Source organism: Ensifer sp. ENS11 (genome assembly GCF_014851895.1).
GTDB lineage: Bacteria > Pseudomonadota > Alphaproteobacteria > Rhizobiales > Rhizobiaceae > Ensifer > Ensifer canadensis.
On the sequence record NZ_JACVAN010000011.1, the window covers coordinates 72,982 to 96,051 of the forward strand.

A 23,070-nucleotide genomic window follows, 5' to 3' on the forward strand; every position below is an offset into this window, starting at 1 on the left:
ATGTCGCGAAATTCGATCAACCGATCCGGCGAAATGGCCGTCTTCGTCAGGGCTGTCGAGCTCGGCGGCTTCTCGGCGGCGGCACGCGAATGCTGCATGACGCCATCGGCGGTGAGCAAGCTGGTGCAGCGGCTGGAAGAAAGGCTCGGCGTTCGGCTGATCAACCGGTCGACGCGGCAACTGCAATTGACGCCGGAGGGCTGCGCCTTCCACGAGCGAGCGGCCCGCATTCTCGCCGATATCGATGACGCGGAGAGACAGGCGGCTGCTGGCGATGCACCGGCGGGCCGCGTTCGTCTCAACGCCAGCGCATCGTTTGCCACGCATGTGCTGATGCCGCTGCTGCCGGAATTTCTGAGCGCCTATCCGGAGCTTTCGGTTGACATCATCCAGACCGATGCCGTCGTCGACCTCATGGCGGAGCGCGTCGACATCGCAATCCGCGCCGGTCCGCTCAAAGCCTCGAGGCTGATTGCACGCAAGCTCGGCAGCACGTCGATGACCATCGTTGGGGCGCCGTCCTATCTCGAGCGCTGCGGCAGGCCCGAGAGCCTTGACGCGCTGATGGCGCACAATCGCCTAAGCCTCAGCTATATCAGGTCCGTCGACGGCTGGCCGCTATTGTCCAATGGCGAAGCGATATTGCTGCCGCCGAGCGAGAAGCTGCGCGTGAGCGACGGGGAGGGGTTGCGCCGGCTGGTGCTTGCCGGCGTTGGACTGGCACGGATGGCGACCTTTACCGTTAGGGATGACATCGATGCCGGCCGGCTGGTGCCGCTGGTCGAGCATCTCAATCCGGGGGACCGCGAGACCTTTCACGCCGTGTTTCAGGGCCAGGGCGGGGCGCTTCCGTCCCGCGTCAGGGTGATGCTCGATTTTCTGGCAGCGCGAGCACGGTTGTCCGGGTGACGAGGAGACGGGGTGTCCGGCTGTCGGGTCAGCCGCAGACGCGATTGCGTCCTTCGGATTTCGCGCGGTAGAGCTCGGTGTCGGCGCTTTCGATCAGGCCTTTCCAGCCCGGATTGGCGTCGGCCCCGGCGACGCCGAAGCTTGCGGTGACGTTCAGCTCCTTGCCGTCGGCAAAGGTGATTGGCGCGCGCGCAAGATTGGACCTGATGCGTTCGGCAAGGGCGCGCGCTGCCTCGAGATCGTCGCCTGGGGTAATGACGGCGAATTCCTCGCCGCCGAAACGCGCGACGAGATCGGACGAGCGCACGGAATAGCGGATGATGCGGGCGGTTTCCTTCAGCACGATGTCGCCGACAAGATGGCCGTGGGTGTCGTTGATCTGCTTGAAGTGATCGATGTCCATGAGGATCAGGCAGGCGTTCTTGTCGTTACCCGCCGCATCCTCGGCGCCGCCGATGAGTTCCAGCGCGCGACGGTTGAGCAGACCGGTCAGTTCGTCGGTCTCGGCCTGGCGTTCGAGGTGCTTCATCAGGAGCGTGCGCTCGTCGAGCCTCTGACGCAGCACGTCGATCGCATCGAACAGCCGTCCCATTTCGCCTTCGCCGCCCTTGCCGCTCAATCGGGCGATCGGGCGGTCATGGGCAAGCTCGATGATGCTGTGGCGCGCAAGCAGCAGCGGCTCGAAGACCAGCGATCGCGCGCGGCGCATGAGAACGAGAAGAACGATGAACAGGGCGAAGGTTGCGGTGGTGGCGATCGCCAGCTTGACCGAAGCCTGCGTCTTGCTGCTGGCGAGCCTCTCGACCGTGGCATCCATGAAATCGCGGCGAAGGATCTCGAGTGGCTTCATCTTCGGAACGTAGCGGTCGGTGAATTGCTCCGCTGTCATCGGGTAATGCCCGGTATGCCTGCCGACCGAAACGACGCTGTCGACGATGGCAAAACCTTCGCCGAAGAACTGGTGCTCGATCGCAGCGATATCGGCGATGTTCTTCGGCTTCAGCCCGGGCAATGCGCCCGGCTTGCCGACGACGGACCAGATTTCCTGCAGGCGACCGCGGGTTCGCTCGCTGTCGGCGATGTTCTTGGCTTCCAGCGGTCTTCCGACCGCGACCGGAGCCATGACCTGGGACGCGAGCCGACCGCCATCCTCGCGCAGATTGGCGAGCATATGGGCGGCGATGGCGATGCCCGCCAGATCAGGATCGGTGTTGGTCAAGCGCTGGATGTTCCAGTCGAAGGCGGGGCGCATTGCGTCGATCACCGCAAACATGCCTTCGATCGCCATCTGGATTTCCTTGAGGTCGCGGCGTTCCGGCGGCAGGGCGGCGATGCGATCGATCTCGGCACGGCCGAGCTGAAGGCGACGCTGGACTTCGGCAAGAATGGGAGAAAGTGCCGTCGCCGGCTCCGACCGGCTGCCATCGGTCGCGCCGGCGACGATCTCGGCAAGGGCTGCGTCGCTGCGCGCCCGAAACTCGACAAGGCGCGCCTGAACCGGAGAACCCGGGCCGACGCCGATGCCCATCACCCCATTCGACGGCCCACGCTCGGCCGAGAGATAGGTTGCCGTGTTCAGAACACGACAGAACGCGATGACTTCCGCAAGGTTGCGTCGAGCAACAACGAAGTCGGAATAGGACGCGGCGATGATTTCGGTGGCAAGCACACCCGTACAGGCGACCACGATGGCGATCAGCCACTGCAGTTTGCGGCGCAGCATCTTCGCTGAGCGAAGGTTGCGACCGTTCTCGCCGCGCTGGAGCTCATTGTTGGTGTGATTGGTCATTTGCGCGAAGTTGGTCCACCAATGCTACCGGCTATCGTGCCGGAGTCGCGACAATTTCTTGTCGCGGAGAAGGAATGCTTTCCGCGATCAGTGATACATGCCGCATGTACTATCGCATAAGGTGTTAAATATCCCTGAAATACCCTAAAATACCATGGGTTAAACCGCAACTGAGGGATGCGTGCGGCGCACGCCGGGCGCCGATTGCAGGGCGCCTGCCAGATGAGCGGTGATCATCGGCCTGCCTGGAGCCCATCGATGGACGTCAGGCAGGTCCGTTTCGATCGCGATTGCGTTCAGCCTCTCTGGCCGGCAAGAGCGAAGAGTGCGCCTTGCGGGTCGAGCGCCTGGATGATCCAGGCTCCGCCCGGTACTTCCAAGGACTCAAGGACGATCTTGCCACCACCGGATTTGATACGCTCTATGGCCGTGTCGAGCGCTGCGACGTTGATGTAATAGAGCCAATAGGGGGACGGGATGTCCTTCGGCTTGGTCATCATGCCCCCGGCCTGCACGCCGTCGATTGCAAAGATCTGATAGGTGCCCATTTCCCCCATATCCATGGCGTGATCCTTGGTCCAGCCGAAGACCTCGGCATAGAAGGGGAAGGCCGTGTCGAGGTCGCCGGACATCAGTTCATGCCAGCCGATCTGGCCCGGCATCATTGGGTCAACGGCGGGCGGCGGGTCGCCGATGCCGGTAAACAGGGCGAAAACCGCGCCATGCGGGTCGGTGGCGATGGCGAAGCGGCCGATGCCGGGGATGTCGTCGGGCGCACGGTGGATCTTGCCGCCCTTGGCAGCAACCGTTGCCGCCGCCGCATCGACATCTTCGACACCGATATAGCCGAGCCATGCGGGGGGCACGTTCATCTCGAGCGCGCCTTCGGGCATGGTCATCAGGCCCGCGACTTGCCGCTCACCTTTCGTAAACAGGGTATAGCTGACGCCGGGCATGCCGGCGTCGCGGGCGTCCCACCCCACGACGTCCTTGTAGAAGGTTTCTGCCGCCTTGGTGTCCGTCGTCATCAGTTCGTACCAGACGAATTTGCCGTGATGGCCTGCCATCTTATGTCCTCCGGTTGCGATGTTGGAAGCCGGCGCCGAACGAGGCCGGCGAGGCCAAGCGATGTGTTTTAAATCCCCGTCAGAGGCGGCTGTACTCCGCCGTCATCAGTTCCTTCCAGGCCCCCTCAACCGTCCTGACATGGGCCGTCAACAGGCGCCGGGATTGGCCATGGTTATGGCGTCGCGATACCTGGCCTTCCTTCCTGGAGCGTCGAAGTCCGGGCCATCGCAATAGAGCGACAGCGTCAGCCCGTCAGGTTCGAGTTCGCCGTCATAGATCCACATGTGGGTCATCATCGAGCCGACCCAGGTTCCAACGAAGCGTCCGGTTTCGGGGCTGTAGCCAAGTGTCATCAAGGTCTGGCCGAAGCTGCCGTCTGGCATCGTGCCCTGGCCTTCGCAGACCGCCCAGAGCCCCTGAAGGCTGCGAACATGCTCTGTCCATGGGGTGCCTGTTTCCGGCGCGCCGGATGTGCGCACCTGCCAATCGCCGAGCAGTTGCTCGAGCCAGCGATGCGCTTCTTCCGGTTCTGCCTTCACCGAAGCTTCCTCTCCCCGGGACGCGTGAAAATCGATCAGAGATACGAGTGGATCAGAGATACAAGCGAAAAGAAACGCGCCCGGTGCCGAAAGGTTCCGTTCCGGGCGCAGTTGCCGGGAGGCTTAGCCGGCTTTGCGTCTGGGCATATCGCCATATTCGTCATGGCGGCGCACGAAACCCTGTGTGCCCTCCTCGTTTCGTCCCTTCGGCGCGCGGTCGAGAAGCATCAGCGTGCCGACCATTTCCTCAAGCCCGCGGGCATAGGTGGAATAGGTGTGGTAGACGGTGCCGTCGTCGGTCTTCTGAAAGGCGCTGAGGCCGGGCAGTTCCTCGTGTGCGTTGGCACTTTCCGTCTCGGTGAAGTTGTAGACGACCTTGCCCTGAGCGAGTTCGGCCGGCGTGAAGGCGACGTGAAAGTCGCTGTTGAAGCCGTTGCCCTCGGCCGAAGCCCAGGGGAAACGCCAGCCCATGCGTTTCTTGTAGGCTTCGAGCTTCGAGAGGGGCGCGTTGGAGACGGCGGTCAACGTCACGTCGTGGTGATTGAGGTGCGGCAGCATGCCGTCGAAATGGTCGACGAGGAACGAGCAGCCGGGGCAGCCGGCCTCCCAGGTCGGGCCGAACATGAAGTGATAGACGACGAGCTGGCTGCGCCCGTCGAAGAGTTCGGCCAGGGACTTCTGGCCATCAGGCGTGTCGAAGACGTAGGATTTTTCCATCTTCACCCAGGGCAAGGCGAGGCGTGCCGCGTTGACCTTGTCTCTGAGGTGGGTGTGTTCTTTTTCCAGATCCAGAAGCGCTTTTCGCGCTTTCAGCCATTCCTGCGACGATACGACTGCATGATCCTGTCTCATGCCCGCTCCTCCTTCCAACGTTGCACTTGACTAATTACGTTGATATCAACATTAATCAGTCATGTCAAAAGTACCCGTCATTCCGTTCGAGACCACATTGTTCGTGAAGGACACCTGCCTGTGCCTGCATGTCCAGCGCGCGGCCCGTGCGATCGCCCGCCAGTTCGACGATGCCTTGCGGCCGCTCGACATTACCAACGGCCAGTTTTCCCTGCTGATGTCGCTCAATCGTCCGGCGCCGCCGAACATGGGCGCGGTAGCGTCGCTGCTTGCCATGGATCGCACGACGCTGACGGCAGCGCTGAAGCCGCTGGAGCGGCGCAGGCTCGTCGAGATTTTCGCTGACGAAGAGGACCGACGGTCGCGTCGGCTGCGGTTGACGCCGGAGGGCGAGCGCCTGCTGGCACGGGCTGTCCCGATCTGGAAGGCGACCCACGCGATCGTGGGCGTGAGGCTCGGTGAGGGCGGGCCGGAGCGTCTGCGCTCCGATCTCCTGCAGTTTGCCTGATCGATCCTGCTTCTAGCCCGTCGCCTGGCGATCCCGCAGCAGGCCGATGGCTTCACCGATCAATGCGGTTGCTCGCTGCAACTGCTCCTCTCCGAGTTCCGCGCCAACGGCATTCGCCCAGACGGCCTGCCTGGCCTTGATTTCATCCAACACCTCCTCGCCGCGCGGCGTCGGTACCATCAGCTTTGCCCGCTGGTGTGCCGGATTGTCGCCATAGGCGATCAAGCCCTCTTCTTCGAGCAGGTCGGCGATGCGCTGTACGCCCTGTCGCGCAAGGCCAAGCGCGCGGGCGGCATCGGCAACTGACATCGGTGCGTGGCTTGCAGCCGCCAACACCTGCCAACGCGCACTGGTCTGGCCCGAGGGTTTGGCGAGCGTGTCGCCCGCCGCCGTCAACGGACCGGCCAGGCGAAGCACCGAGATGGCGAACTGGGCGAAGGCGTCGCCGGCAGGGGTGCGAACAGGGTCATTCATGTTGGAAGAGACTACCATTGCGCGATGGTGAATAATGACAGCATGTTGTCATGGAGGCGTCCTCGTCGCAAGCGTTTTGATAGTACGAAGGGAATCTTGCCTGCCCTGACGACCTCGACCCTTCGGCGCCGGCGGGGGCTCCCGTCGTCTATACGGACGGACGCAACGACAACTGGGCCAGTGCCCCTTCGGGGATCCGGCGTCTCTAAATTCGGTGCATCGTTTGAGTATCGTGCTCGGTCCGTCTGCTTTCCCTACTTTCAGCATTCCATCGTAGAGCGCAATTGACAATATGTTGTCATTGTGGGAGGGGTAAATGACAGTAAGTTGTCATGTTGGCGCCTTGAGAAGGCGCTGTTTTGGTCTGGGAGTATAGTCAATGAAAATGACCTATCGGGGAAGCTGCCATTGCGGAAAGATCCGCTATGAGGCCGACATCGATCTCGACGCCGGTACGGGCAAGTGCAACTGCTCGATCTGCTGGAAGAAGCGTTACTGGGGCGCGATCGTGAAGCCGGATGCGTTCCGGCTGCAGGCCGAAGAAGTCGATATCGCCGACTACCAGTTCGGCAGCGACAGCGTGCATCACCGCTTCTGCAAGACCTGCGGCATTGCTGCCTACGGGCATGGCTATATCGAGGAAATCGGCGGCGCCTACTATTCCGTCAATGTTGCAACGCTCGATGATCTCGATCCCGCCGTGCTTGCCGAAGCGCCGGTGAAGTACATGGACGGCCGCAACAACAACTGGTTCCACCCGCCGGCCGAGACACGCCACCTCTAGGCTGCTGCATCGGGCGTCATGCAATGCTCCTGCATCGATGGGCCCTGGTGGAACGGTCTTCAAACCTTGCGGAACTCAAGGTGATAGGTGACCTCTTCGCCGGTTGTTGGGTCGACGCCCGGCGCGCTGTGGATCACTAGCCGGTCGCCGTCCAGCATGAACGGCCGGATCAGGTCCGAAACGCCCCAGGCCGGGTTCCAGCTCGCCTCGACATGATGGATGACCTTGCCGTCCTCGAGCGTATAGGAGCCGGCATAGGCAAGCATCGAATCGAACAGTGCGACCTTTTCCTCGTCGGTGGGGGTTGCGCCGTTCGGCACGGGTCGATTGCGCTTGACCACGACCGCGGTCATGCGGCCATCCGGCTGGTAGGAGAGATAGCCGATGGGGTCCGGACCCATGGCATCGCTGATTTCGCCCGATACCACCGCCTTGCGGGTCCAGGAGAGCATTTTCCAGGTGCCGAGCAGGTTCGCCGCGTTTGTCATCGTCCACCCCTACAAAAATTAGATCAATCTAAAATAGCAGGTGAATTGTGTGCGTAACAGGCCGGCTGAGCCTGGTAGCGGCGCGTGTGGTCGCAAGGTCGCGACGCGCATGAAAAAGGCCCCCGCGAGCGGGAGCCTTCCGTCTCGTTAACCGTCGTCGGCTCAGAGATCGCCGAGGTCGCGAACAGCACCGCGGTCTGCGGAGGTGGCAAAGGCGGCGTAGGCCTTGAGGGCCGTCGTCACCTTGCGCTTGCGCACCTCGGTCGGCTTCCAGCCCTTGGCGTCCTGTTCGGCGCGGCGGCTGGCGAGTTCCGCCTCGTCGACGCGCAGGCTGATCGTGCGGTTGGGGATGTCGATGTCGATCATGTCGCCTTCGCGCACCAGGCCGATCATGCCGCCGTTCGCCGCTTCCGGCGAGACGTGGCCGATCGAAAGGCCCGAGGTGCCGCCGGAGAAGCGGCCGTCGGTGATCAGCGCGCAGGCTTTGCCAAGGCCCTTCGACTTCAGATAGCTCGTCGGATAGAGCATTTCCTGCATGCCCGGGCCGCCCTTCGGACCTTCGTAGCGGATGACGACGACGTCGCCGGCCTTGATCTCGTTGGCGAGAATGGCCTTGACCGATGCGTCCTGGCTTTCGAACACCCGTGCCGGACCGGAGAACTTCAGGATGCTCTCATCGACGCCGGCGGTCTTCACGATGCAGCCGTCGAGCGCAATGTTGCCCTTGAGCACGGCAAGGCCGCCGTCCTTGGAGAAGGGATGTTCGACCGAGCGGATGACGCCCTTTTCGCGGTCGGTGTCGAGCTCATCCCAGCGGGCTTCCTGGCTGAAGGCGACCTGGGTCGGAATGCCACCGGGGGCCGCGCGGAAGAAGTTGCGCACGGTTTCGCTCGTCGTGCGCGTGATGTCCCAGCGGTCGATGGCGTGGCCGAGGGTCTCGCTGTGCACCGTCGGGCAATCGCGGTTGATCAGCCCGCCTTTTTCTAGTTCGCCGAGGATCGACATGATGCCGCCGGCACGGTGCACGTCTTCCATGTGCACGTCGCTCTTGGCCGGAGCCACCTTGGACAGGCAGGGAACCTTGCGCGACAGCCGGTCGATGTCGGCCATGGTGAAATCGACCTCGCCTTCATGGGCGGCGGCGAGAATGTGCAGAACGGTGTTGGTCGAGCCACCCATGGCGATATCGAGCGCCATGGCGTTTTCAAAGGCCTGCTTCGAGGCGACGTTGCGCGGCAGCACACTGTCGTCATCCTGCTCGTAATGGCGGCGGGCGATGTCGACGATCAGGTGGCCAGCCTCGACGAACAGGCGCTTGCGGTCGGCATGCGTTGCGAGCGTCGAGCCGTTGCCCGGCAACGACAGGCCGAGCGCTTCCGTCAGACAGTTCATCGAATTGGCGGTGAACATGCCGGAACAGGAACCGCAGGTCGGGCAGGCCGAGCGCTCGATGACCTTGACGTCCTCGTCGGAGATGTTGTCGTCGGCGGCAGCGACCATGGCGTCGACCAGGTCGAGCGCATGCGTCTTGCCGTGCAGGACGACCTTGCCGGCCTCCATCGGGCCGCCGGACACGAAGACGGACGGGATGTTGAGGCGCAGTGCCGCCATCAGCATGCCGGGCGTGATCTTGTCGCAGTTGGAGATGCAGACCATGGCGTCGGCACAGTGGGCGTTGACCATGTATTCGACGCTGTCGGCGATGATCTCGCGCGACGGCAGCGAATAGAGCATGCCGTCATGGCCCATGGCGATGCCGTCATCGACGGCGATGGTGTTGAATTCCTTGGCGACGCCGCCGGCCGCTTCGATTTCGCGGGCGACGAGCTGGCCGAGGTCCTTGAGGTGGACGTGGCCCGGCACGAACTGCGTGAAGGAGTTGACCACCGCGATAATCGGCTTGCCGAAGTCGCCATCCTTCATGCCCGTCGCGCGCCAAAGGCCGCGGGCGCCGGCCATGTTGCGGCCGTGGGTGGTGGTGCGGGAGCGATAGGCAGGCATGGACGTTTTCCTTCAAGGACGAAATGTCATTGGCTGATGTGGCGGTCATCGACCGCCAGTGCAGGGGCTACCTAGCGCAAAATTGCGTGCACGTCATCTTTTGCGTCAGATTATTTCGACGCGACAATGCCTGCATTTCGGCCGGATATCGACCCCTTGCGCCAATCTAGCGCTGTACTCTTGCCTTGGACACCCGCCACGTGATCCCCTTATGAAAATCTTATGCCGGCCGATGCAAGTCGCAATCGAAACCGGACGCGGGGCAGGGGTAGCCTCCACTCATCGACAACGGGTGAGCATCATGACCCTTTACGATTTCAGCCTTCGCCATCGTTCCGATACGCCGGATCGCCAGCCCGGCATCAGCCCCTTTGAGGGAGCGGATCGCGCCGACGGCGGGCCGGATGCCTTGAAGCTCCTGCTTCTGCGCATCGCGGTGGTGCGCCGTCTGCGTGAACATCACGTCTGGGAGGCGGTACGGCTGCTCCGCGACAGGACTGAACTGGTCGCTGAAGACTGGCCGTCGCGCCGCTTCCGCAAACTCATGGCCGCTGATGCATTGGTCGATGCCGTGATCCAACTGACGACTTCGACCGAAGCCAAGCTCTGCCTGCGTACCCTCAGCCATGAATGCGGGGTGTGGACCTGCGCGCTTCGCTATGCGCCTGAGGGTGCCGGACGCGTGACATTCAGGGTGCGCCACGCCGATCTGGCGTCGGCGATCCTTTCGGCCTTCTTGCAATGCTGCCGCTTCCATCAGCTTTCCATCGAAGGCGACAGCACCCGCCGCGGCCATCTTCCAACCTGAAGGACATTTCCATGAGCGATCATTGGCTTCGCCTCGAAGGGGCGATCACGGCGTTGGTTACGCCATTCAAGGACGACAAGGTCGATACCGTCGGCCTGATGTCGCTGGTCGAATGGCAAATCCGCCACGGCATTTCCGGCATCGTCGCCTGCGGAACGACCGGCGAAGCGGCGACGCTTTCCCGCACTGAGCGTAGAGTAGTCATCGAACGGTGCGTCGAGGTCACTGAGCGGAAGATCCCTGTAATCGCCGGCACGGGTACGAACTCTACCGAAACGACGATCGAACTGACCGCGGAAGCTAAGGCGCTCGGCGCCGACACAGCCCTCATCGTTGCGCCCTACTATAGCAGGCCCTCCCAGGACGGGATCTATCGCCACTACGAGGCGGTGGTCCGGGCGGTCGATCTGCCTGTCATCGTCTACAACGTGCCCTCACGCACCGGCGTCGATATCGCGCCGCGCACGCTCGAGCGATTGGCGCAGTTGCCTGGGGTCGTCGGCATCAAGGACGCGACGGGAGACGTCGGCCGCTTTCTCGCATCGTCGCCATCGATCAAGGCGCAGCTCTGCCACTTCTCGGGCAACGACCAGACGGCGCTGCCGTTCAACCTTTGTGGCGGGCACGGCACGATTTCGGTGGCCGCAAATGTCGTGCCGAGGCTGATGGTGTCGTTGCATCATGCGATCACAACGGGCAACGCCCAAGCGGCTGTCGCCATCCATCAGCGGCTCCAACCTCTGTTTATCGCGCTCGAGCGCGAAACCAACCCGGGGCCGATCAAATACGCCTTGCATCTGGCACGAGGCTTAAGCCCCGACGTGCGGCTGCCGCTGACGACGGTGTCGCCGGAGACGGCAGCCGAGATCCGTTCAGCGCTCGAACCGCTGGCCGAGGTTCGCAGCGCCTCCCATGCCAGCCCGAGCTTGCCACTGGCGCTTGCGAGCTGAGGCCGCGTCGCGGCGATCAACGGACTTTTCCATATCATCGCAGATCGGACGGCTTTTGCCGCTGTGCGCGGCCGACACGGCGCGCGCTACACATCAAACACATCAAAGGAGACAGACCATGTCACGCTTTCCCCATCTTGCCGCGCAGGCGGAACAAAGACGCCGGTCGGAGGGCAGCGATAACTATGCCACCTCCAACAGTGTGGTTCGCGACGCCTTTCTCGGCATCGGCATCCGCCTCGGTATCGTGCTTGGGCTCGCCTATGCCATCCAGATGGTCATCCCCTGGTTTGTCGGCTGAGTCGCCGCACTCTTCATCAACGAGGACCATTCGATCATGGGCAGTATGCAGCAGGTACGGTGTGGCTTCCTGGCGCGCGCGCGTTTCGTCGTCGGGCGCGATAGTCATGGATGGTGGGTTGTCTCCGACCGCAAGGGACTGGTCGGAGGGCTCTTCACCAATGAGGCGGCGGCGATCCATTTCGCCATCGAAGCAAGCGATCGGCACCCCGAAGAGGTTTGCCGGGCGCCGGACGGCGCCGCCATCGATCTCGGTACCTTTGCGGGCAGGTCGTGCGTGCGCAGGCCGTCCCGCCGCCGCGCCCACCCCTGATTTCGAGGTCTTTGTTTCCGTCGGCCAAGGGCTCGCTTGGTCGACGGAGAGGAATGCAGAATGCCTCCCAAGGGCGCCATGGCGCGTCCTGTTCGTAACCTGTCAGTCTTTGAAATCTTAATTAGCGATTGCTTGCAAAGCCTTGCCGGCGGGTTCATTGTTTTGTGCACATTTTGTCCAAACGGCTCTGGATAGCATGCGGAGCACGGGGCCTCTTCGAAGGTTCGCCATTAATGAATTGTCGTGAGTGCGGTTGCGAGATCGAGGGGCGTTTTTCGTTTTGCCCGAGCTGCGGAGCCAAACAGCAGAGCCTGTGTCCGGGCTGTGGCGCGGACTGTCTGCCAGGTTTCGCCTTCTGCCCGAATTGTGGGACGCCGGTGGACAAGCCGACGGCGGCAAAGGTCCTGGCGTCCGGGCACACTGCCGTGATGCCCCAGCCTAGAGCGGTGCGGGACTCATCCCTGACGGTATCGAGCGACAACGAAAATGCCGACCGCCGCACGGCAACCATTCTTTTTGCCGATCTGTGCGGGTTTACCAGCCTTGGCGAACATATGGATCCGGAGATCCTGCAAACGTTTCAGAACGAACTTTTTGCAGAGCTCACCGAGGCGGTCGAAACCTATGGCGGCTTCGTCGACAAATTCATCGGCGATGCGCTGCTCGCGCTGTTTGGCGCCCCGGTGGCGCATGAGGATGATGCCGAGCGGGCCCTGCGTGCAGCGATCGACATGATCGCGCGCGGCAGCCTTGTCGGTGAGCGCTGGCAGGATCGCATCGGTGCGCCGGTCAGCCTGCATATCGGCTTGAATACCGGAACCGTGGTTGCCGGCGCCCTGGGCGCTGGAGACAGCAGATCCTATTCGGTCACTGGCGATGCCGTGAACACCGCGCAGCGCCTGCAGTCCATGGCAGGACCCGGCGAAATTCTCGTTGGACCGGTGACACACCGCGTGACCCGGCATGCCTTCGCCTACGAGGCGCTGGGTGCAACCGCATTGCGCGGCAAGGCCGGCATCATCGAGGTTTACCGTCTGATCAAGGTTCTTGACGCCCCTAGTGCCGCACGAGGTCTGGAGGCGTTGGGTCTGACTTCACCATTGGTCGGGCGCGATGCGGAAATGAAGCGACTGCTCGATTGCCTGGAACTCGCCTGTAACGGGGCGGCGCAACTGGTGCGTCTGTCCGGGGAGGCGGGGATGGGAAAATCGCGCCTCGTCGATACATTTCTTGCGCTGGTCGCCGTCGATCCGCGCTTCGGGCACGTTGTCGTTCGTCGCGCTAGCTCTTCTCCGCTCGGAGAACCTTCCTACGGTGTTCTGGCATCTGTTTTGCGCGGCGCCTATGGCATCTCGACCTTCGATACATTGGAGCGGACGACAGAGTTGCTCACAGCGGGGCTTGCCGAGATCGGCTTTGCGCCCGAAAAGCTTGAACAGCTCGTGCCGCTTTTCCTTCGCATCCTGGGGATGGGAACGCACGACGAAACCTTGCGCCATGTCGAGCCGGAACAGATGCGTCGCCAGCTCTTTGCGGCCGTGCGAGCCATCTTCGAGCGGCGCCTGTCGCGAACGCCGCTGCTGCTGGTGATCGAGGATCTGCATTGGGCCGATGCCGCGTCCCTCGATGCCATCGCCTTTATCCTCGACCGGATGGAGGGCAGTCCATTGATGATGCTGACGACGCAGCGCCCGGACGCGGCGGTCGATCGGCTGAAGCCTGGCCGAACGAGCCTCACGGCGTTGCGGCTCGCGCCGCTCACCGAGACCGAAGGGCGCAGGCTGCTTTCGGCCTTCTTCGGTACCGATGGCCTGCATCGGGGGCTGGCGGGCCGAATACTGGCGCGCGCCAGCGGAAATCCGCTGTTCATCGAGGAAATCGTACGTGGCCTGATCGAAGTCGATGCGCTGAAGCATTTCGGGGCCGCCTGGCGCGTGGTCGAGCGCGAGGCCACCGTCGATATTCCCGTAACCATCGAAGCCATGCTTTTGGGCAGGATCGACCGACTGCAACCGCGGTCGCGCAGACTGCTTCACCATGCGGCAGTCATCGGCCCGCGGTTTGATGTCGACTTGCTGCGTGTCGTTGCCGGCGATGAAGCCACGATCGATGCGGCGCTGGACAATCTGTGTGATGCCGAAATTATCGAGGAGACGCGGGAGGGACGCTTACAGGGCGCGCAGACCTACCGCTTCACCCAGACGCTGCTGCAGGAGGTGGTCTACAACAACCTGCTCCTGCGTCGGCGTGCGGAGATACATGCCGTTGTCGCCGACCAGCTTGAGCGCCGCTATGGAGCACAGACGACAAGGCTGGAGGAGATGGCGTTGCTTGGCCACCATTTCAGCCAGTCGGAGGATAGGTCGAAGGGCGCGCGCTATCTCATGGCGGCAGGAGAACGCGCGCAGGCGATCTATGCGAATGATGATGCCATACGGTTCTACAAGCAGGCCATGGCCGCCTGGGCGGCCGCTGGCGAGGAGGGGACCGAATGGCTTGCTGCCCGCGAGCGCGTTGCCGATCTGCTCGGCCCTTCCGGGCGGCGCGACGCGGCTGCTGGGCACTACGCTTCCCTGCTCGACGTCTATCATGCCACTGACGACCGGGTCTCAGCGGCCCGCATCCAGCGCAAGTACGGACATCTCCTGTGGGAGGCGGCCCGGCGCGACGAGGCGCTGGTGGCATTCGCGAACGCGGCCCAGCTTCTGGAAGACGCGGATGCGCCGATCGAAAGCGCCCATCTCTCCCAGGAACGGGGCCACCTTGCCTTTCGCATGGGCAACTATGCCGACGCTATCGTCTGGGCCGACGATGCCCTGAAGCGTGTCGGGGCGCTGGTGCCGCAAGCACCGGACGCTCGGCGCGAAATGGATCGGGTGACGGCGGAAGCCCTCAATACCAAAGGGGTGGCGCTGGCGCGCCTCAACCGCGGCACTGAGGCGATCGCAACGATCGAGCGCAGCGTCTCGGTCGCGGAGGCTGCCGACCTGCTCAATGCGGCCTGCCGGGGGTACACCAATCTTGCCGTCCTCTACACGATCATCGAGCCACGGCGGGCCATCGAGGTCTGCAAGTTCGGCTTCGGCATGGCCCACCGTATCGGCGACCTCAGCTTCCAGGCGCGGCTGCTTTCCAATCTGGCGGTGGCCTACTGCACCTTCACCGACCGCTGTGCTGCCGACGGCATTCCGGCTGCCGAACGGGCGATCGCGATCGACCGCGAGCTCGATCAGCGCGATCATCTGCCGGTGTCGTTGCTGGTGCTGGGACAGATCGATCAGTGCCACGGTCGCCCGGATGTCGCGCGCCGTCTGTATGAGGAGGCTCTCGAACTCGCTTTCGAAACGCGAGAGGCACAGCTGTTGTTTCCGTGCTATGATGGCTTGGCGACGCTCTGCCTTGATGCTGGTGACCTCGATGGTGCGGAAAGGCACTTCGCTTCGGCTCGCGACATATGCACACGGCACGGTCTTGATCCCGAAGCGTTGATGATACTGCCATTCCTCGACTAGGGGCGCTGCAGGGCAGGTCCGTCGAAGGTAAACACGACGATTCGGGTTCTACTGCATGTTTCCTTAGATCCTATTCGATTTAAGGATAAAAACATGCAGCCATTCAAAGTGCTACAGCGACCTTTGCGCGTCTAACAAGACGCGCGGCGCTGTAGGATTGGCCGCGAAAGGGCGCCCGAAATGTAGGCTTGTGTCGCCAAACCGGCTCTGCGTTCGACGCGATGGTCGCGTTTAGCGCACCGCGCGAGACGCGCTCCCCACATCTCCGTGACCCACGATCGGCATAAGGAGAAAAGATTATGGTTGAACAGCACAATGGACCGTTGCAACCCGGTGACCGGGCACCGAACGTGGTTCTCGACGCCATCACCCAGGACGGTCAGATTTCCATCGACGATTTTCGCGGTCGCAAGCCGGTGCTGGTCGGCCTGTTCCGCGGTCTGCACTGCCCCTTCTGCCGACGCCAGATCGCGGCGATGGCGCAGCTCGACGAGGCACTGCGCGAAAAAGGTGTCGAGAGCCTGACGGTCGTCAACACGCCGATCGACCGGGCGCGCCTTTATTTCCGCTACCATCCGCTGCCACATCTGCTGGCGGCGTCCGATCCGGAACGGGTTTCTCACCGCGCGTTCGGCTTACCCAATCTTCAGTTCACCGAGGATGAGGACGATTGGCCTCACAAACTTGCCAAGAAAACCGTCATGGCAATGCTGGTTGACATGCCGGGCGAGCTGCCGGCCGCTATGGATCCTTGGGCGGCCTCGTCGTTTCTCGACAAGGCGGACGGCTATGAAATCACACATGACGACGAACGCATGATCGCGACGGGCGAAGGGCAACTCGTCGGCGAGTTCCTGCTCGATCGGGATGGCATCGTGCGATGGAGCTTTACCGAGGCCACGGCTGACGGACACAACATGTTCGGCGTGCCTCGCCGAGAGGAGCTGATGTCGGCCGCGTCGAACGTCGCCCATTGACCGCCGCCCGTGGACGATAGACGGCGGCACGTTTGGCCGGCGCCGGTGTTCGTCCCGCGAAGACGATGCTGCCCCGAAATGAAAATGTCGTTCGGGGCAGCCGGTGGCGCGACGCCCGACGTCAGGCGAGCGAGGCGACCGCTTCTTCGATCAGAGCGACGACCTCCGGGGCACGCGAGGCCAGCGACGCGTGGCTCGCGTCAAGCGTGATCGTCTTCTTCGCCTTGATGCGCTCCGCCATCCACTGTTCGGTTTCCGGCGGAATCATGTTGTCGCGGCTCGACACCTGATACCAACTGGGCTTCACCTTCCAGGCCGGCGGGCCGGACTTGTCTTCAAAGCAGCGTCCTGCAATCGGCTTCTGCGCGACGGCCATGACCAGCGCTTCGGTCTCGCCGAGATCCTGGCCGAAGCTCTGGCGGAACGTCGCCTGGTCGAGCCAGAGGAAACCATCCTTATCAGGCCGGATACTGCCGGCACCGGAAGGGGCGTCGCGGCGGGCGAAGATGCTGCCGAGACTGTCACCTTCGTCGGGCGCGAAAGCGGCGATATAGACCAAGCCGGCAACGTTCGGCGCGTGGCCGGCGCCGGTGATCACGGCACCGCCATAGGAATGGCCGACCAGCAATGTCGGCCCGTCCTGTGCGGCCACAAGTTTCGATGTCCGGTCGATGTCGTCGGCAAGTGACGTCAGCGGGTTCTGGACCGCTGCGACATTGTAGCCCTTGGCGTGCAGCGGCGGTATCACGTGGCGCCAATGCGAGGCGTCACCCCAGGCGCCATGGACCAGGACGATGTTCTTGATGGCTGGCATTGTCCGTTCCTTTCCTTCCCACTTCAGCGCCGCGCGTCTTATTAGACGCGCAAAGGTCGCTGTAACACTTTGAATTGCTGTATGTTTTATCCTTAGATCGAATACAGTCTAACGAAACATGCGGTAGGGCTCTCGAATCCTCGGCACTTTGCCGTCGACATGGCGCGTGCCTCCTGCCGGGCGGATGCGTTCAGGTCGCGAGAGCAAAGTAGGGCGGCGAGGCTGGCCGATCCATGAGCTACCCCGAATATTCCGCGCAGTGGCGGCCGCTGCGGTCGATGCCGTCACTCGGTGGCTTGCACGGCAATGCCGTCACGGTGGGCCGGTTGATCAGATCACAGGTAGGCAGACGATCGGCTTCATCGAAGCACGATCGCCGTTCCTCTCATCTATCGATCAAGTTCTCGATCGTGCCTTACTGTTTCTTGTAGGCGCCGTCGAACGAGGCAGAGTTGCCGCAGAAAACGCGGCAATCCTTGGGAGTGACATCGATCTGGGAACCTGTGATCTTCAAGTCGACCGTGCACTGACCGTCGGCGCCGATTTCCTCAGGCGTGAAAACGTGCTGCACCGCCTCCCCTTCAAGCGGGGCACGGAAGGTTACCGAGCAGGAGTCGTAGGAGGGAGCGCCGACATCGGTCGAGATGTTGACCAAGAGGTTGCCATCGGGAAACAACACGCTGTCGAGCACGCCGCGCGCGTTCCCGTACGTGCCTGTGAGATGTTTTTGGTCATAGGCGGAGCTGAGTTCGGCATAGCGGCCACGATAGCTGTCGATCAGGCAATTCATCACCTTCTCGTCCGAACCCTTGCAATGGTCTCGCTTTGCAAGCCAGGCGCGCTGGCTCGATTCCAGTGTGGCGGCATCCGCGCCTGGCGCAGCGCGGACGGCCTTGTACAGGTCGGCCATGGTCTGATCGATCCACCCCATTCCGGAATCTCCGCCGGAGCAAAGAACTTTTTCGACCTGGCTCTTGGCCTTTGAACAATCAAAGCTCGGCTCCTCCTGCGCCTGGACCAGAGATGGTGCAGTCGACATTGAGAAAAGACCAAGACCGAAAACGAAAAATCTGTTCATTGTACCGTCTCCTCGTGTGGCGTTGGACAACCCGTGAGAACTGTGCGTGCCGTTGGTTTCACAAATTCGATGGCAAGGGTCAGGGCCTGTTAAATTCATCCACTCTGTTCAGGACCATGGGATCGGATGGAAGGAAACAGGCGCAAGGCAAGACCCGAAGGTCTTGTCGAGCACTGTTTTCGATCAGACTGCCCATAGTCCTGATCACGAAGGGCGAGGCCGATTTTGCGCGTGGCTGCGTCGGAAGGATTTGAAAATGTTGGTGTATATCCTGCCGCTGTAGTGTGTGTGCAACAACGTAACGCTGCTTGAAATTAAGTTGTATCCTATTGAATACTGCAATCTTTGCGATTTTGCGTCAAGGTAAACGAGTAGCGATTCATGCCGCTTTCCATTTAGCGCAATCCGCAGTGTGCCGATGATCCGGCACGGATCGTCCCATGCTGTTCTGATCCTCTCCAATATCGCGCTTAGGCGTCATCGGCCGCAGGTTCGATGAACCTTGGAAGCAAAACGTAAAAAGGGCTTCCGGTTTCCCGAAAGCCCTTTTTATCAGAAACTTGGATGGTGGGCGTGACAGGGATTGAACCTGTGACCCCTACGATGTCAACGTAGTGCTCTCCCGCTGAGCTACACGCCCATCCGATGAGGCGCATAGACCATAGAACCCGCTCTCGCGTCAATAGGGTTTTCGAAGGTTTTTTGACTGAAATTTTGCTGGCGGTTTTCCGTCATCGTCTGCCGCCTGTGGCGGCTTGCCGGAAGTCCGAATTTCCGGGCTTTGCGCGTAAGTCACTGAAATAAAAAGACCGCCGGAGATCCCTGTGGATCGCGGCGGTCGATCTGAAGTCTGCGCCGATCCGGTCCAAGTGTCACGGACGGCGGCGGCAGCTGTGGAAAAAATGTCTGGCCTCAGGCGGCCAGCATCTTGTTGACCTCGTCGACCAGGTCGCGAAGGTGGAAGGGCTTCGACAGGACCTTGGCGTCCTTCGGAGCTTTCGAATCCGGGTTCAGCGCGACCGCGGCAAAGCCGGTGATAAACATCACCTTGAGATCCGGATCGAGTTCGGTCGCCCGACGGGCAAGCTCGATGCCGTCCATCTCGGGCATGACGATATCGGTCAGGAGAAGCGAGAAGGGCTCTTCGCGAAGGCGGTCGTAGGCGCTGGCGCCGTTGTCATAGGACATGACCTTGTAGCCAGCCTTTTCGAGCGCCTTCACAAGGAAGCGGCGCATATCGTTGTCGTCTTCGGCAAGAAGGATTTTCACAGTCATGAACTCGGCCGTTGCTTCTCTTTATTCATTGCGTATGGATTGCGGCGTTCTATCCAAACCGCAACGGGGTAAATATCTCGTGAACGCGACGCGTCAACTCCCCAGAAACCGGAGTGGGCGCACTATGGACACAGAGCCGACCAACTGGCAACATGATGGCAACAGCAAGAACCGCACATGGTAAAAAGGGTTCCGATGGGGGAGATGACGGAGAGGGAGCTGTTTGAGGTTCTGGAACCTGCAAGTCAGCGGATTCCCTTCGTATTCAACTCGCCGCATAGCGGCCGCTCTTATCCACAGGCCTTTCTCGATCAGTCCCGCCTCGATGCGCTGGCGATCCGTCGTTCCGAAGATCACTATGTCGACGAGCTGTTCCAGAACGCGACGTTCCTCGGCGCGCCGATGCTGCTGGCGCATTTCCCGCGGGCCTTCCTCGACGTCAACCGCGAGCCTTACGAACTCGACCCGCGCATGTTCGACGGGCCGGTGCCGCCGCATGCCAATATCAGTTCGATGCGGGTGGCAGGCGGCCTTGGAACCGTGCCGCGGCTTGTCGCCGAGAACATGGAAATCTATCGCGGCCGCTTCCCCGTCGAAGACGCGCTGGCGCGCATCGAGACGATCTACAAGCCCTACCACGCCACCTTGCGCAAGCTCATCGCCCGCACGCATGTCCAGTTCGGCCTGTCGGTCTTGATCGATTGCCACTCGATGCCCGGCAATGTGCATCTGCCGGGCAGCGCCCAGCGGCCGGACTTCATCATCGGCGATCGTTACGGCACCAGTGCCGCGGCGGAACTGTCGAGGATGGCCGTCGATCTGTTGGCTGAGCTCGGCTATACCGTCGCGCGCAACAAGCCCTATGCCGGCGGTTTCATCACCGAACATTACGGCCGACCGAGCCGCGGCCTGCATGCGCTGCAGATCGAGATCAATCGCGGGCTCTATGTCGATGAGACGACGCTGGTCCGCAAGCCCGGTTTCGGCGCGCTGGTCGCCGATCTCACCAGCTTCATCGCGTCGCTCGCGCGTCATGTCGAGGATTATGGCGCCTATCTGCCGCTTGCTGCGGAGTAGCGTCGGTTCCCTATGGCATGTTCCTTAAATCCTATTCGATTTAAGGATAAAAACATGCAGCAATTCAAAGCGCTACAGCGACCTTTGCGCGTCCAATAAGCCGCGCGGCGCTGTAGTAGACCTCAAAAAGAACCGCGCCGGTGGCGCGGTTAAGTCTAGGGAGGAAACACCCAAGGAGGGTATTTACAGTCACAAGTGACTGCACAAAAACCCTAATATTGCACTGCACAATTGTCAAGTTGAGAGAGTGAAAACTTTTGCAGTGCGGCAAAGGAATTTCACCGGATCGACGGCGCTGAAACGATCGGAACGGCCCACCGTCTTGGATCGCTGACAGCCGGTCGCTTGGCCGTTTGCCTTTCTGCAGATTTCGTCTATGCAGATTGGACCTTCCTGCTTCTTTCCCTAAAGAGAGTGACATGCTGCCCGACCGCTCCTTTTTCGATCGTCTCGCCGATGCCGCCAAGGCGGAAACCTTGCCGCGCTTTCGCATCGGCACGAGCGTCGTCAACAAGCTCGAGGGCGGTTTCGATCCGGTGACCGAGGCCGATCAGTCGGCTGAGGCCGCGATCCGCGCTCTGATCGAGGAGAATTTCCCCGGTCACGGTATCCTCGGCGAGGAGCATGGCAATGTCGGGCTCGATCGCGAATATGTCTGGGTGATCGATCCGATCGATGGCACGCGCGCCTTCATCTCCGGCCTGCCGGTCTGGGGCACGCTGATCGGTCTTTATCGCAACGGCGATGCGGTGATGGGCCTGATGGATCAGCCATTTACCGGCGAACGCTTCTTTGCCGACGGCAAGCAGGCGCTCTACCGTGGACCCGACGGCGACAAGGTGCTGTCGACCCGCACTTGCGACGCGCTTTCAGATGCCGTGCTGTTTACGACCTCGCCGCATCTCTACACCGGCGACAACAAGACCCGCTTCGAGGCGCTGCAGGACAAGGTGCGGCTGTTCCGCTACGGTTGTGATTGCTATGCCTTCGCGCTGCTTGCGGCCGGTCATGTCGACCTGGTCATCGAGTGCGGGCTCAAGCCCTATGACGTCGGCGGCCTTATCCCGTTGATCGAGCAGGCTGGCGGCATCGTCACCAACTGGCAGGGCGGCCCGGCGGAAATGGGTGGCGAAGTCATCGCTGCCGGCAGCGCCGAACTGCATGCGCAGGCGCTGGAAATTCTCAAAGGCTGAATTTTCTCAAAAGACTGAATTGTCTCAGGCCGCTTCGCCTTCGTCCTTGTCGTCCTTATCGGGAATGACGAAAGCAAGAATGGCCGCCATGGCCTGGGCGCGATAACGATCGGCCTCGTGCAGCAGTTCGTGGCGCGCACCGTCGATCGGGATCATGTGGGCGGCGCGGAAATTGCGCGCCAGCCACTCGACGGCGACATGCGGCACCAGCCGGTCTGCTGTCGGCGCCAGGATGATCGTCGGCAGGGTGATGCGGGTCAGATGTTCCCGTCGGGCGACGCGGCGCATTGCACGAAACGCTTCGGTCAACCAGCGCGCCGACGGCGGCCCAAGTCGCAATTCCGGATAGGCTTCGGTCAAGGCCAGGTTGCGCGCAAAGCGCCGGCGGTCGGCGGTCAGCACGTTGTTTTCAAAGGGGCGATTGCCTTTGTCGGCATGCAATGGCAGCCGCCCGAGACCGACCCAGCGCATCACCGTTGCCATGCTGGCGATGCTGCGTTCGCCAATTATCTGGCCACCGAGGCCGACAAAGGGGGCAAGCACCACCAGGCGATCAATGCGGCTCGAAAGCATGGGCGCGAGCGACAGCGCGACCAGCGCGCCCATGGAGTGGGCGACAATCGAAAACGGCAGCCGGGTATCCGGCAGCACGATCTGTTCGAGGAAGGTGGTCAGATCGCGCTCGTAATAGGAGAAGCGCTCGACATGGCCGCGCCCGGCCTCGGGCAAGAGCCGCTCCGAGCCCGCCTGGCCGCGCCAGTCGAAGGTTGCGACCCAGAGGCCGGCGGCGTTGAGTTCGGCGATGGTCTCGAAGTATTTCTCGATCGATTCGTTGCGGCCCTGCAGCAGCACCACGGTGCCGCGCGCAACCGGCGTCCTGGTCTTGAAGATGGCGTAGCGGATCTTGCGGCCACCGGCTCCATCGAAGAAGCCCGCCACGTGATTGTCCGGTAACGGATTATCCGGTGTGGAGCGGAGGATCGTGGTCATGACGGACGAAACCAGGCTGAAGACGCGTTGATCGGTATCATCAGGGATAGGCGGCGGGCTTGGCGCCGTCAAAGAAAAAAGCCGGAAACGGTGGGTGAAATCCGGACGATCACCGTTTCCGGCCGCTGAAGGGGAAGGGACATGTCACTTCAGCCCCAGGAGATTTCCTCCCAGTGTGGCCTTTGTAACGCCCCTGATCTGAACCACGGCCGAACCTGTCATTCATCCGCCATTCACCTCTTGGGAATCTTGAGGCGGCATGCCTTGAACTGACGAAATCGCATTCCCATCTCTTGCTCACGGACGCCGATAACGGGTCCGTTCACCGGTCGCGCCGCTGCCTGGATGGGGTGGCAGACCAGACATCGCAA

General features: G+C 61.9%; 21 protein-coding genes, 1 tRNA gene and 1 pseudogene. 11 read left to right on the forward strand and 12 right to left on the reverse strand.

What is annotated here, in order from left to right:
* The gene (locus IB264_RS20690) at positions 1-909 is read left to right on the forward strand and encodes a LysR family transcriptional regulator (RefSeq protein ID WP_025424840.1); all 909 of its coding nucleotides are present in this window, start codon (positions 1-3) and stop codon (positions 907-909) included.
* Positions 910-937: 28 nt separating this feature from the next.
* On the opposite strand, the gene IB264_RS20695 is transcribed toward IB264_RS20690, so the two are convergent.
* From IB264_RS20695 to IB264_RS20710, 4 genes and pseudogenes are all read right to left on the reverse strand, one after another.
* Positions 938-2,698 carry a GGDEF domain-containing protein gene (locus tag IB264_RS20695; protein ID WP_025424839.1) on the reverse strand — a complete coding sequence of 587 codons (1,761 nt, stop codon included), beginning with the start codon at positions 2,696-2,698 and terminating at the stop codon, positions 938-940.
* Between the two features lie 296 nt (positions 2,699-2,994).
* Positions 2,995-3,765, reverse strand: coding sequence for a VOC family protein (locus IB264_RS20700; RefSeq protein WP_192434032.1), 771 nt, complete (start codon positions 3,763-3,765; stop codon positions 2,995-2,997).
* Between the two features lie 79 nt (positions 3,766-3,844).
* Positions 3,845-4,305: pseudogene (locus tag IB264_RS20705) on the reverse strand (DUF1579 domain-containing protein).
* Positions 4,306-4,428: 123 nt separating this feature from the next.
* Positions 4,429-5,157 carry a thioredoxin family protein gene (locus tag IB264_RS20710; RefSeq protein WP_025424837.1) on the reverse strand — a complete coding sequence of 243 codons (729 nt, stop codon included), beginning with the start codon at positions 5,155-5,157 and terminating at the stop codon, positions 4,429-4,431.
* A 61-nt stretch (positions 5,158-5,218) separates the two neighbouring features.
* On the opposite strand from IB264_RS20710, the gene IB264_RS20715 reads away from it, so the two are divergent.
* A complete protein-coding gene (locus tag IB264_RS20715; RefSeq protein WP_025424836.1) occupies positions 5,219-5,665 on the forward strand; it encodes a MarR family winged helix-turn-helix transcriptional regulator in 447 nt (148 codons plus the stop codon).
* Between the two features lie 12 nt (positions 5,666-5,677).
* Here IB264_RS20715 and IB264_RS20720 read toward each other — a convergent pair whose 3' ends face one another.
* The gene (locus tag IB264_RS20720; RefSeq protein ID WP_025424835.1) at positions 5,678-6,139 is read right to left on the reverse strand and encodes a MarR family winged helix-turn-helix transcriptional regulator; all 462 of its coding nucleotides are present in this window, start codon (positions 6,137-6,139) and stop codon (positions 5,678-5,680) included.
* Between the two features lie 379 nt (positions 6,140-6,518).
* Here IB264_RS20720 and IB264_RS20725 point away from each other — a divergent pair, with 379 nt between their 5' ends.
* Complete coding sequence (locus IB264_RS20725; RefSeq protein ID WP_025424834.1) at positions 6,519-6,923, forward strand: GFA family protein; 405 nt, start codon at positions 6,519-6,521, stop codon at positions 6,921-6,923.
* Positions 6,924-6,982: 59 nt separating this feature from the next.
* Here IB264_RS20725 and IB264_RS20730 read toward each other — a convergent pair whose 3' ends face one another.
* Both IB264_RS20730 and ilvD read right to left on the reverse strand, forming a co-directional pair.
* The gene (locus IB264_RS20730) at positions 6,983-7,411 is read right to left on the reverse strand and encodes a lipocalin-like domain-containing protein (protein ID WP_025424833.1); all 429 of its coding nucleotides are present in this window, start codon (positions 7,409-7,411) and stop codon (positions 6,983-6,985) included.
* Positions 7,412-7,573: 162 nt separating this feature from the next.
* Positions 7,574-9,412 (reverse strand): dihydroxy-acid dehydratase, encoded by a 1,839-nt coding sequence (ilvD, locus tag IB264_RS20735; protein ID WP_057217962.1) that lies wholly within the window; start codon positions 9,410-9,412, stop codon positions 7,574-7,576.
* Positions 9,413-9,713: 301 nt separating this feature from the next.
* On the opposite strand from ilvD, the gene IB264_RS20740 reads away from it, so the two are divergent.
* From IB264_RS20740 to IB264_RS20765, 6 genes are all read left to right on the forward strand, one after another.
* Positions 9,714-10,220: a hypothetical protein gene (locus IB264_RS20740; RefSeq protein ID WP_057217960.1), complete on the forward strand. Its 507-nt coding sequence runs from the start codon at positions 9,714-9,716 to the stop codon at positions 10,218-10,220.
* 11 nt (positions 10,221-10,231) lie between these two features.
* Positions 10,232-11,170, forward strand: coding sequence for a 4-hydroxy-tetrahydrodipicolinate synthase (gene dapA, locus IB264_RS20745; protein WP_057217958.1), 939 nt, complete (start codon positions 10,232-10,234; stop codon positions 11,168-11,170).
* 118 nt (positions 11,171-11,288) lie between these two features.
* The gene (locus tag IB264_RS20750) at positions 11,289-11,471 is read left to right on the forward strand and encodes a hypothetical protein (RefSeq protein WP_025424829.1); all 183 of its coding nucleotides are present in this window, start codon (positions 11,289-11,291) and stop codon (positions 11,469-11,471) included.
* Between the two features lie 36 nt (positions 11,472-11,507).
* Positions 11,508-11,783: a hypothetical protein gene (locus IB264_RS20755; RefSeq protein ID WP_057217956.1), complete on the forward strand. Its 276-nt coding sequence runs from the start codon at positions 11,508-11,510 to the stop codon at positions 11,781-11,783.
* 233 nt (positions 11,784-12,016) lie between these two features.
* The gene (locus IB264_RS20760) at positions 12,017-15,295 is read left to right on the forward strand and encodes an adenylate/guanylate cyclase domain-containing protein (RefSeq protein ID WP_057217954.1); all 3,279 of its coding nucleotides are present in this window, start codon (positions 12,017-12,019) and stop codon (positions 15,293-15,295) included.
* 299 nt (positions 15,296-15,594) lie between these two features.
* Positions 15,595-16,272, forward strand: a complete 678-nt coding sequence (locus IB264_RS20765; RefSeq protein ID WP_025424826.1) for a peroxiredoxin-like family protein — start codon at positions 15,595-15,597, stop codon at positions 16,270-16,272.
* 121 nt (positions 16,273-16,393) lie between these two features.
* Here IB264_RS20765 and IB264_RS20770 read toward each other — a convergent pair whose 3' ends face one another.
* The 4 genes from IB264_RS20770 to cpdR1 form a co-directional block, all read right to left on the reverse strand.
* A complete protein-coding gene (locus IB264_RS20770; RefSeq protein WP_057205636.1) occupies positions 16,394-17,086 on the reverse strand; it encodes an alpha/beta hydrolase in 693 nt (230 codons plus the stop codon).
* A 415-nt stretch (positions 17,087-17,501) separates the two neighbouring features.
* Positions 17,502-18,164, reverse strand: a complete 663-nt coding sequence (locus IB264_RS20775; RefSeq protein ID WP_057205638.1) for a lysozyme inhibitor LprI family protein — start codon at positions 18,162-18,164, stop codon at positions 17,502-17,504.
* Positions 18,165-18,729: 565 nt separating this feature from the next.
* A tRNA-Val gene (locus IB264_RS20780) sits at positions 18,730-18,804 on the reverse strand.
* Positions 18,805-19,076: 272 nt separating this feature from the next.
* Positions 19,077-19,439, reverse strand: coding sequence for a response regulator CpdR1 (cpdR1, locus tag IB264_RS20785; RefSeq protein ID WP_025424823.1), 363 nt, complete (start codon positions 19,437-19,439; stop codon positions 19,077-19,079).
* A gap of 195 nt (positions 19,440-19,634) precedes the next feature.
* Here cpdR1 and IB264_RS20790 point away from each other — a divergent pair, with 195 nt between their 5' ends.
* Both IB264_RS20790 and hisN read left to right on the forward strand, forming a co-directional pair.
* Entirely contained in the window at positions 19,635-20,516 is an 882-nt protein-coding gene (locus IB264_RS20790) for an N-formylglutamate amidohydrolase (RefSeq protein WP_025424822.1), read from the forward strand.
* 419 nt (positions 20,517-20,935) lie between these two features.
* Positions 20,936-21,709, forward strand: a complete 774-nt coding sequence (gene hisN, locus IB264_RS20795; protein ID WP_057205640.1) for a histidinol-phosphatase — start codon at positions 20,936-20,938, stop codon at positions 21,707-21,709.
* Positions 21,710-21,733: 24 nt separating this feature from the next.
* Here hisN and IB264_RS20800 read toward each other — a convergent pair whose 3' ends face one another.
* Positions 21,734-22,699 carry an alpha/beta fold hydrolase gene (locus tag IB264_RS20800; protein WP_057217952.1) on the reverse strand — a complete coding sequence of 322 codons (966 nt, stop codon included), beginning with the start codon at positions 22,697-22,699 and terminating at the stop codon, positions 21,734-21,736.
* Positions 22,700-23,070: the final 371 nt, after the last annotated feature.

Bases quoted from the DNA above. Each gene is read 5' to 3' on its own strand.
- IB264_RS20690 (WP_025424840.1), top strand. From the start codon at position 1: ATGTCGCGAAATTCGATCAACCGATCCGGCGAAATGGCCGTCTTCGTC.
- IB264_RS20695 (WP_025424839.1), bottom strand. From the start codon at position 2,698: ATGACCAATCACACCAACAATGAGCTCCAGCGCGGCGAGAACGGTCGC.
- IB264_RS20700 (WP_192434032.1), bottom strand. From the start codon at position 3,765: ATGGCAGGCCATCACGGCAAATTCGTCTGGTACGAACTGATGACGACG.
- IB264_RS20710 (WP_025424837.1), bottom strand. From the start codon at position 5,157: ATGAGACAGGATCATGCAGTCGTATCGTCGCAGGAATGGCTGAAAGCG.
- IB264_RS20715 (WP_025424836.1), top strand. From the start codon at position 5,219: ATGTCAAAAGTACCCGTCATTCCGTTCGAGACCACATTGTTCGTGAAG.
- IB264_RS20720 (WP_025424835.1), bottom strand. From the start codon at position 6,139: ATGAATGACCCTGTTCGCACCCCTGCCGGCGACGCCTTCGCCCAGTTC.
- IB264_RS20725 (WP_025424834.1), top strand. From the start codon at position 6,519: ATGAAAATGACCTATCGGGGAAGCTGCCATTGCGGAAAGATCCGCTAT.
- IB264_RS20730 (WP_025424833.1), bottom strand. From the start codon at position 7,411: ATGACAAACGCGGCGAACCTGCTCGGCACCTGGAAAATGCTCTCCTGG.
- ilvD (WP_057217962.1), bottom strand. From the start codon at position 9,412: ATGCCTGCCTATCGCTCCCGCACCACCACCCACGGCCGCAACATGGCC.
- IB264_RS20740 (WP_057217960.1), top strand. From the start codon at position 9,714: ATGACCCTTTACGATTTCAGCCTTCGCCATCGTTCCGATACGCCGGAT.
- dapA (WP_057217958.1), top strand. From the start codon at position 10,232: ATGAGCGATCATTGGCTTCGCCTCGAAGGGGCGATCACGGCGTTGGTT.
- IB264_RS20750 (WP_025424829.1), top strand. From the start codon at position 11,289: ATGTCACGCTTTCCCCATCTTGCCGCGCAGGCGGAACAAAGACGCCGG.
- IB264_RS20755 (WP_057217956.1), top strand. From the start codon at position 11,508: ATGGGCAGTATGCAGCAGGTACGGTGTGGCTTCCTGGCGCGCGCGCGT.
- IB264_RS20760 (WP_057217954.1), top strand. From the start codon at position 12,017: ATGAATTGTCGTGAGTGCGGTTGCGAGATCGAGGGGCGTTTTTCGTTT.
- IB264_RS20765 (WP_025424826.1), top strand. From the start codon at position 15,595: ATGGTTGAACAGCACAATGGACCGTTGCAACCCGGTGACCGGGCACCG.
- IB264_RS20770 (WP_057205636.1), bottom strand. From the start codon at position 17,086: ATGCCAGCCATCAAGAACATCGTCCTGGTCCATGGCGCCTGGGGTGAC.
- IB264_RS20775 (WP_057205638.1), bottom strand. From the start codon at position 18,164: ATGAACAGATTTTTCGTTTTCGGTCTTGGTCTTTTCTCAATGTCGACT.
- cpdR1 (WP_025424823.1), bottom strand. From the start codon at position 19,439: ATGACTGTGAAAATCCTTCTTGCCGAAGACGACAACGATATGCGCCGC.
- IB264_RS20790 (WP_025424822.1), top strand. From the start codon at position 19,635: ATGGGGGAGATGACGGAGAGGGAGCTGTTTGAGGTTCTGGAACCTGCA.
- hisN (WP_057205640.1), top strand. From the start codon at position 20,936: ATGCTGCCCGACCGCTCCTTTTTCGATCGTCTCGCCGATGCCGCCAAG.
- IB264_RS20800 (WP_057217952.1), bottom strand. From the start codon at position 22,699: ATGACCACGATCCTCCGCTCCACACCGGATAATCCGTTACCGGACAAT.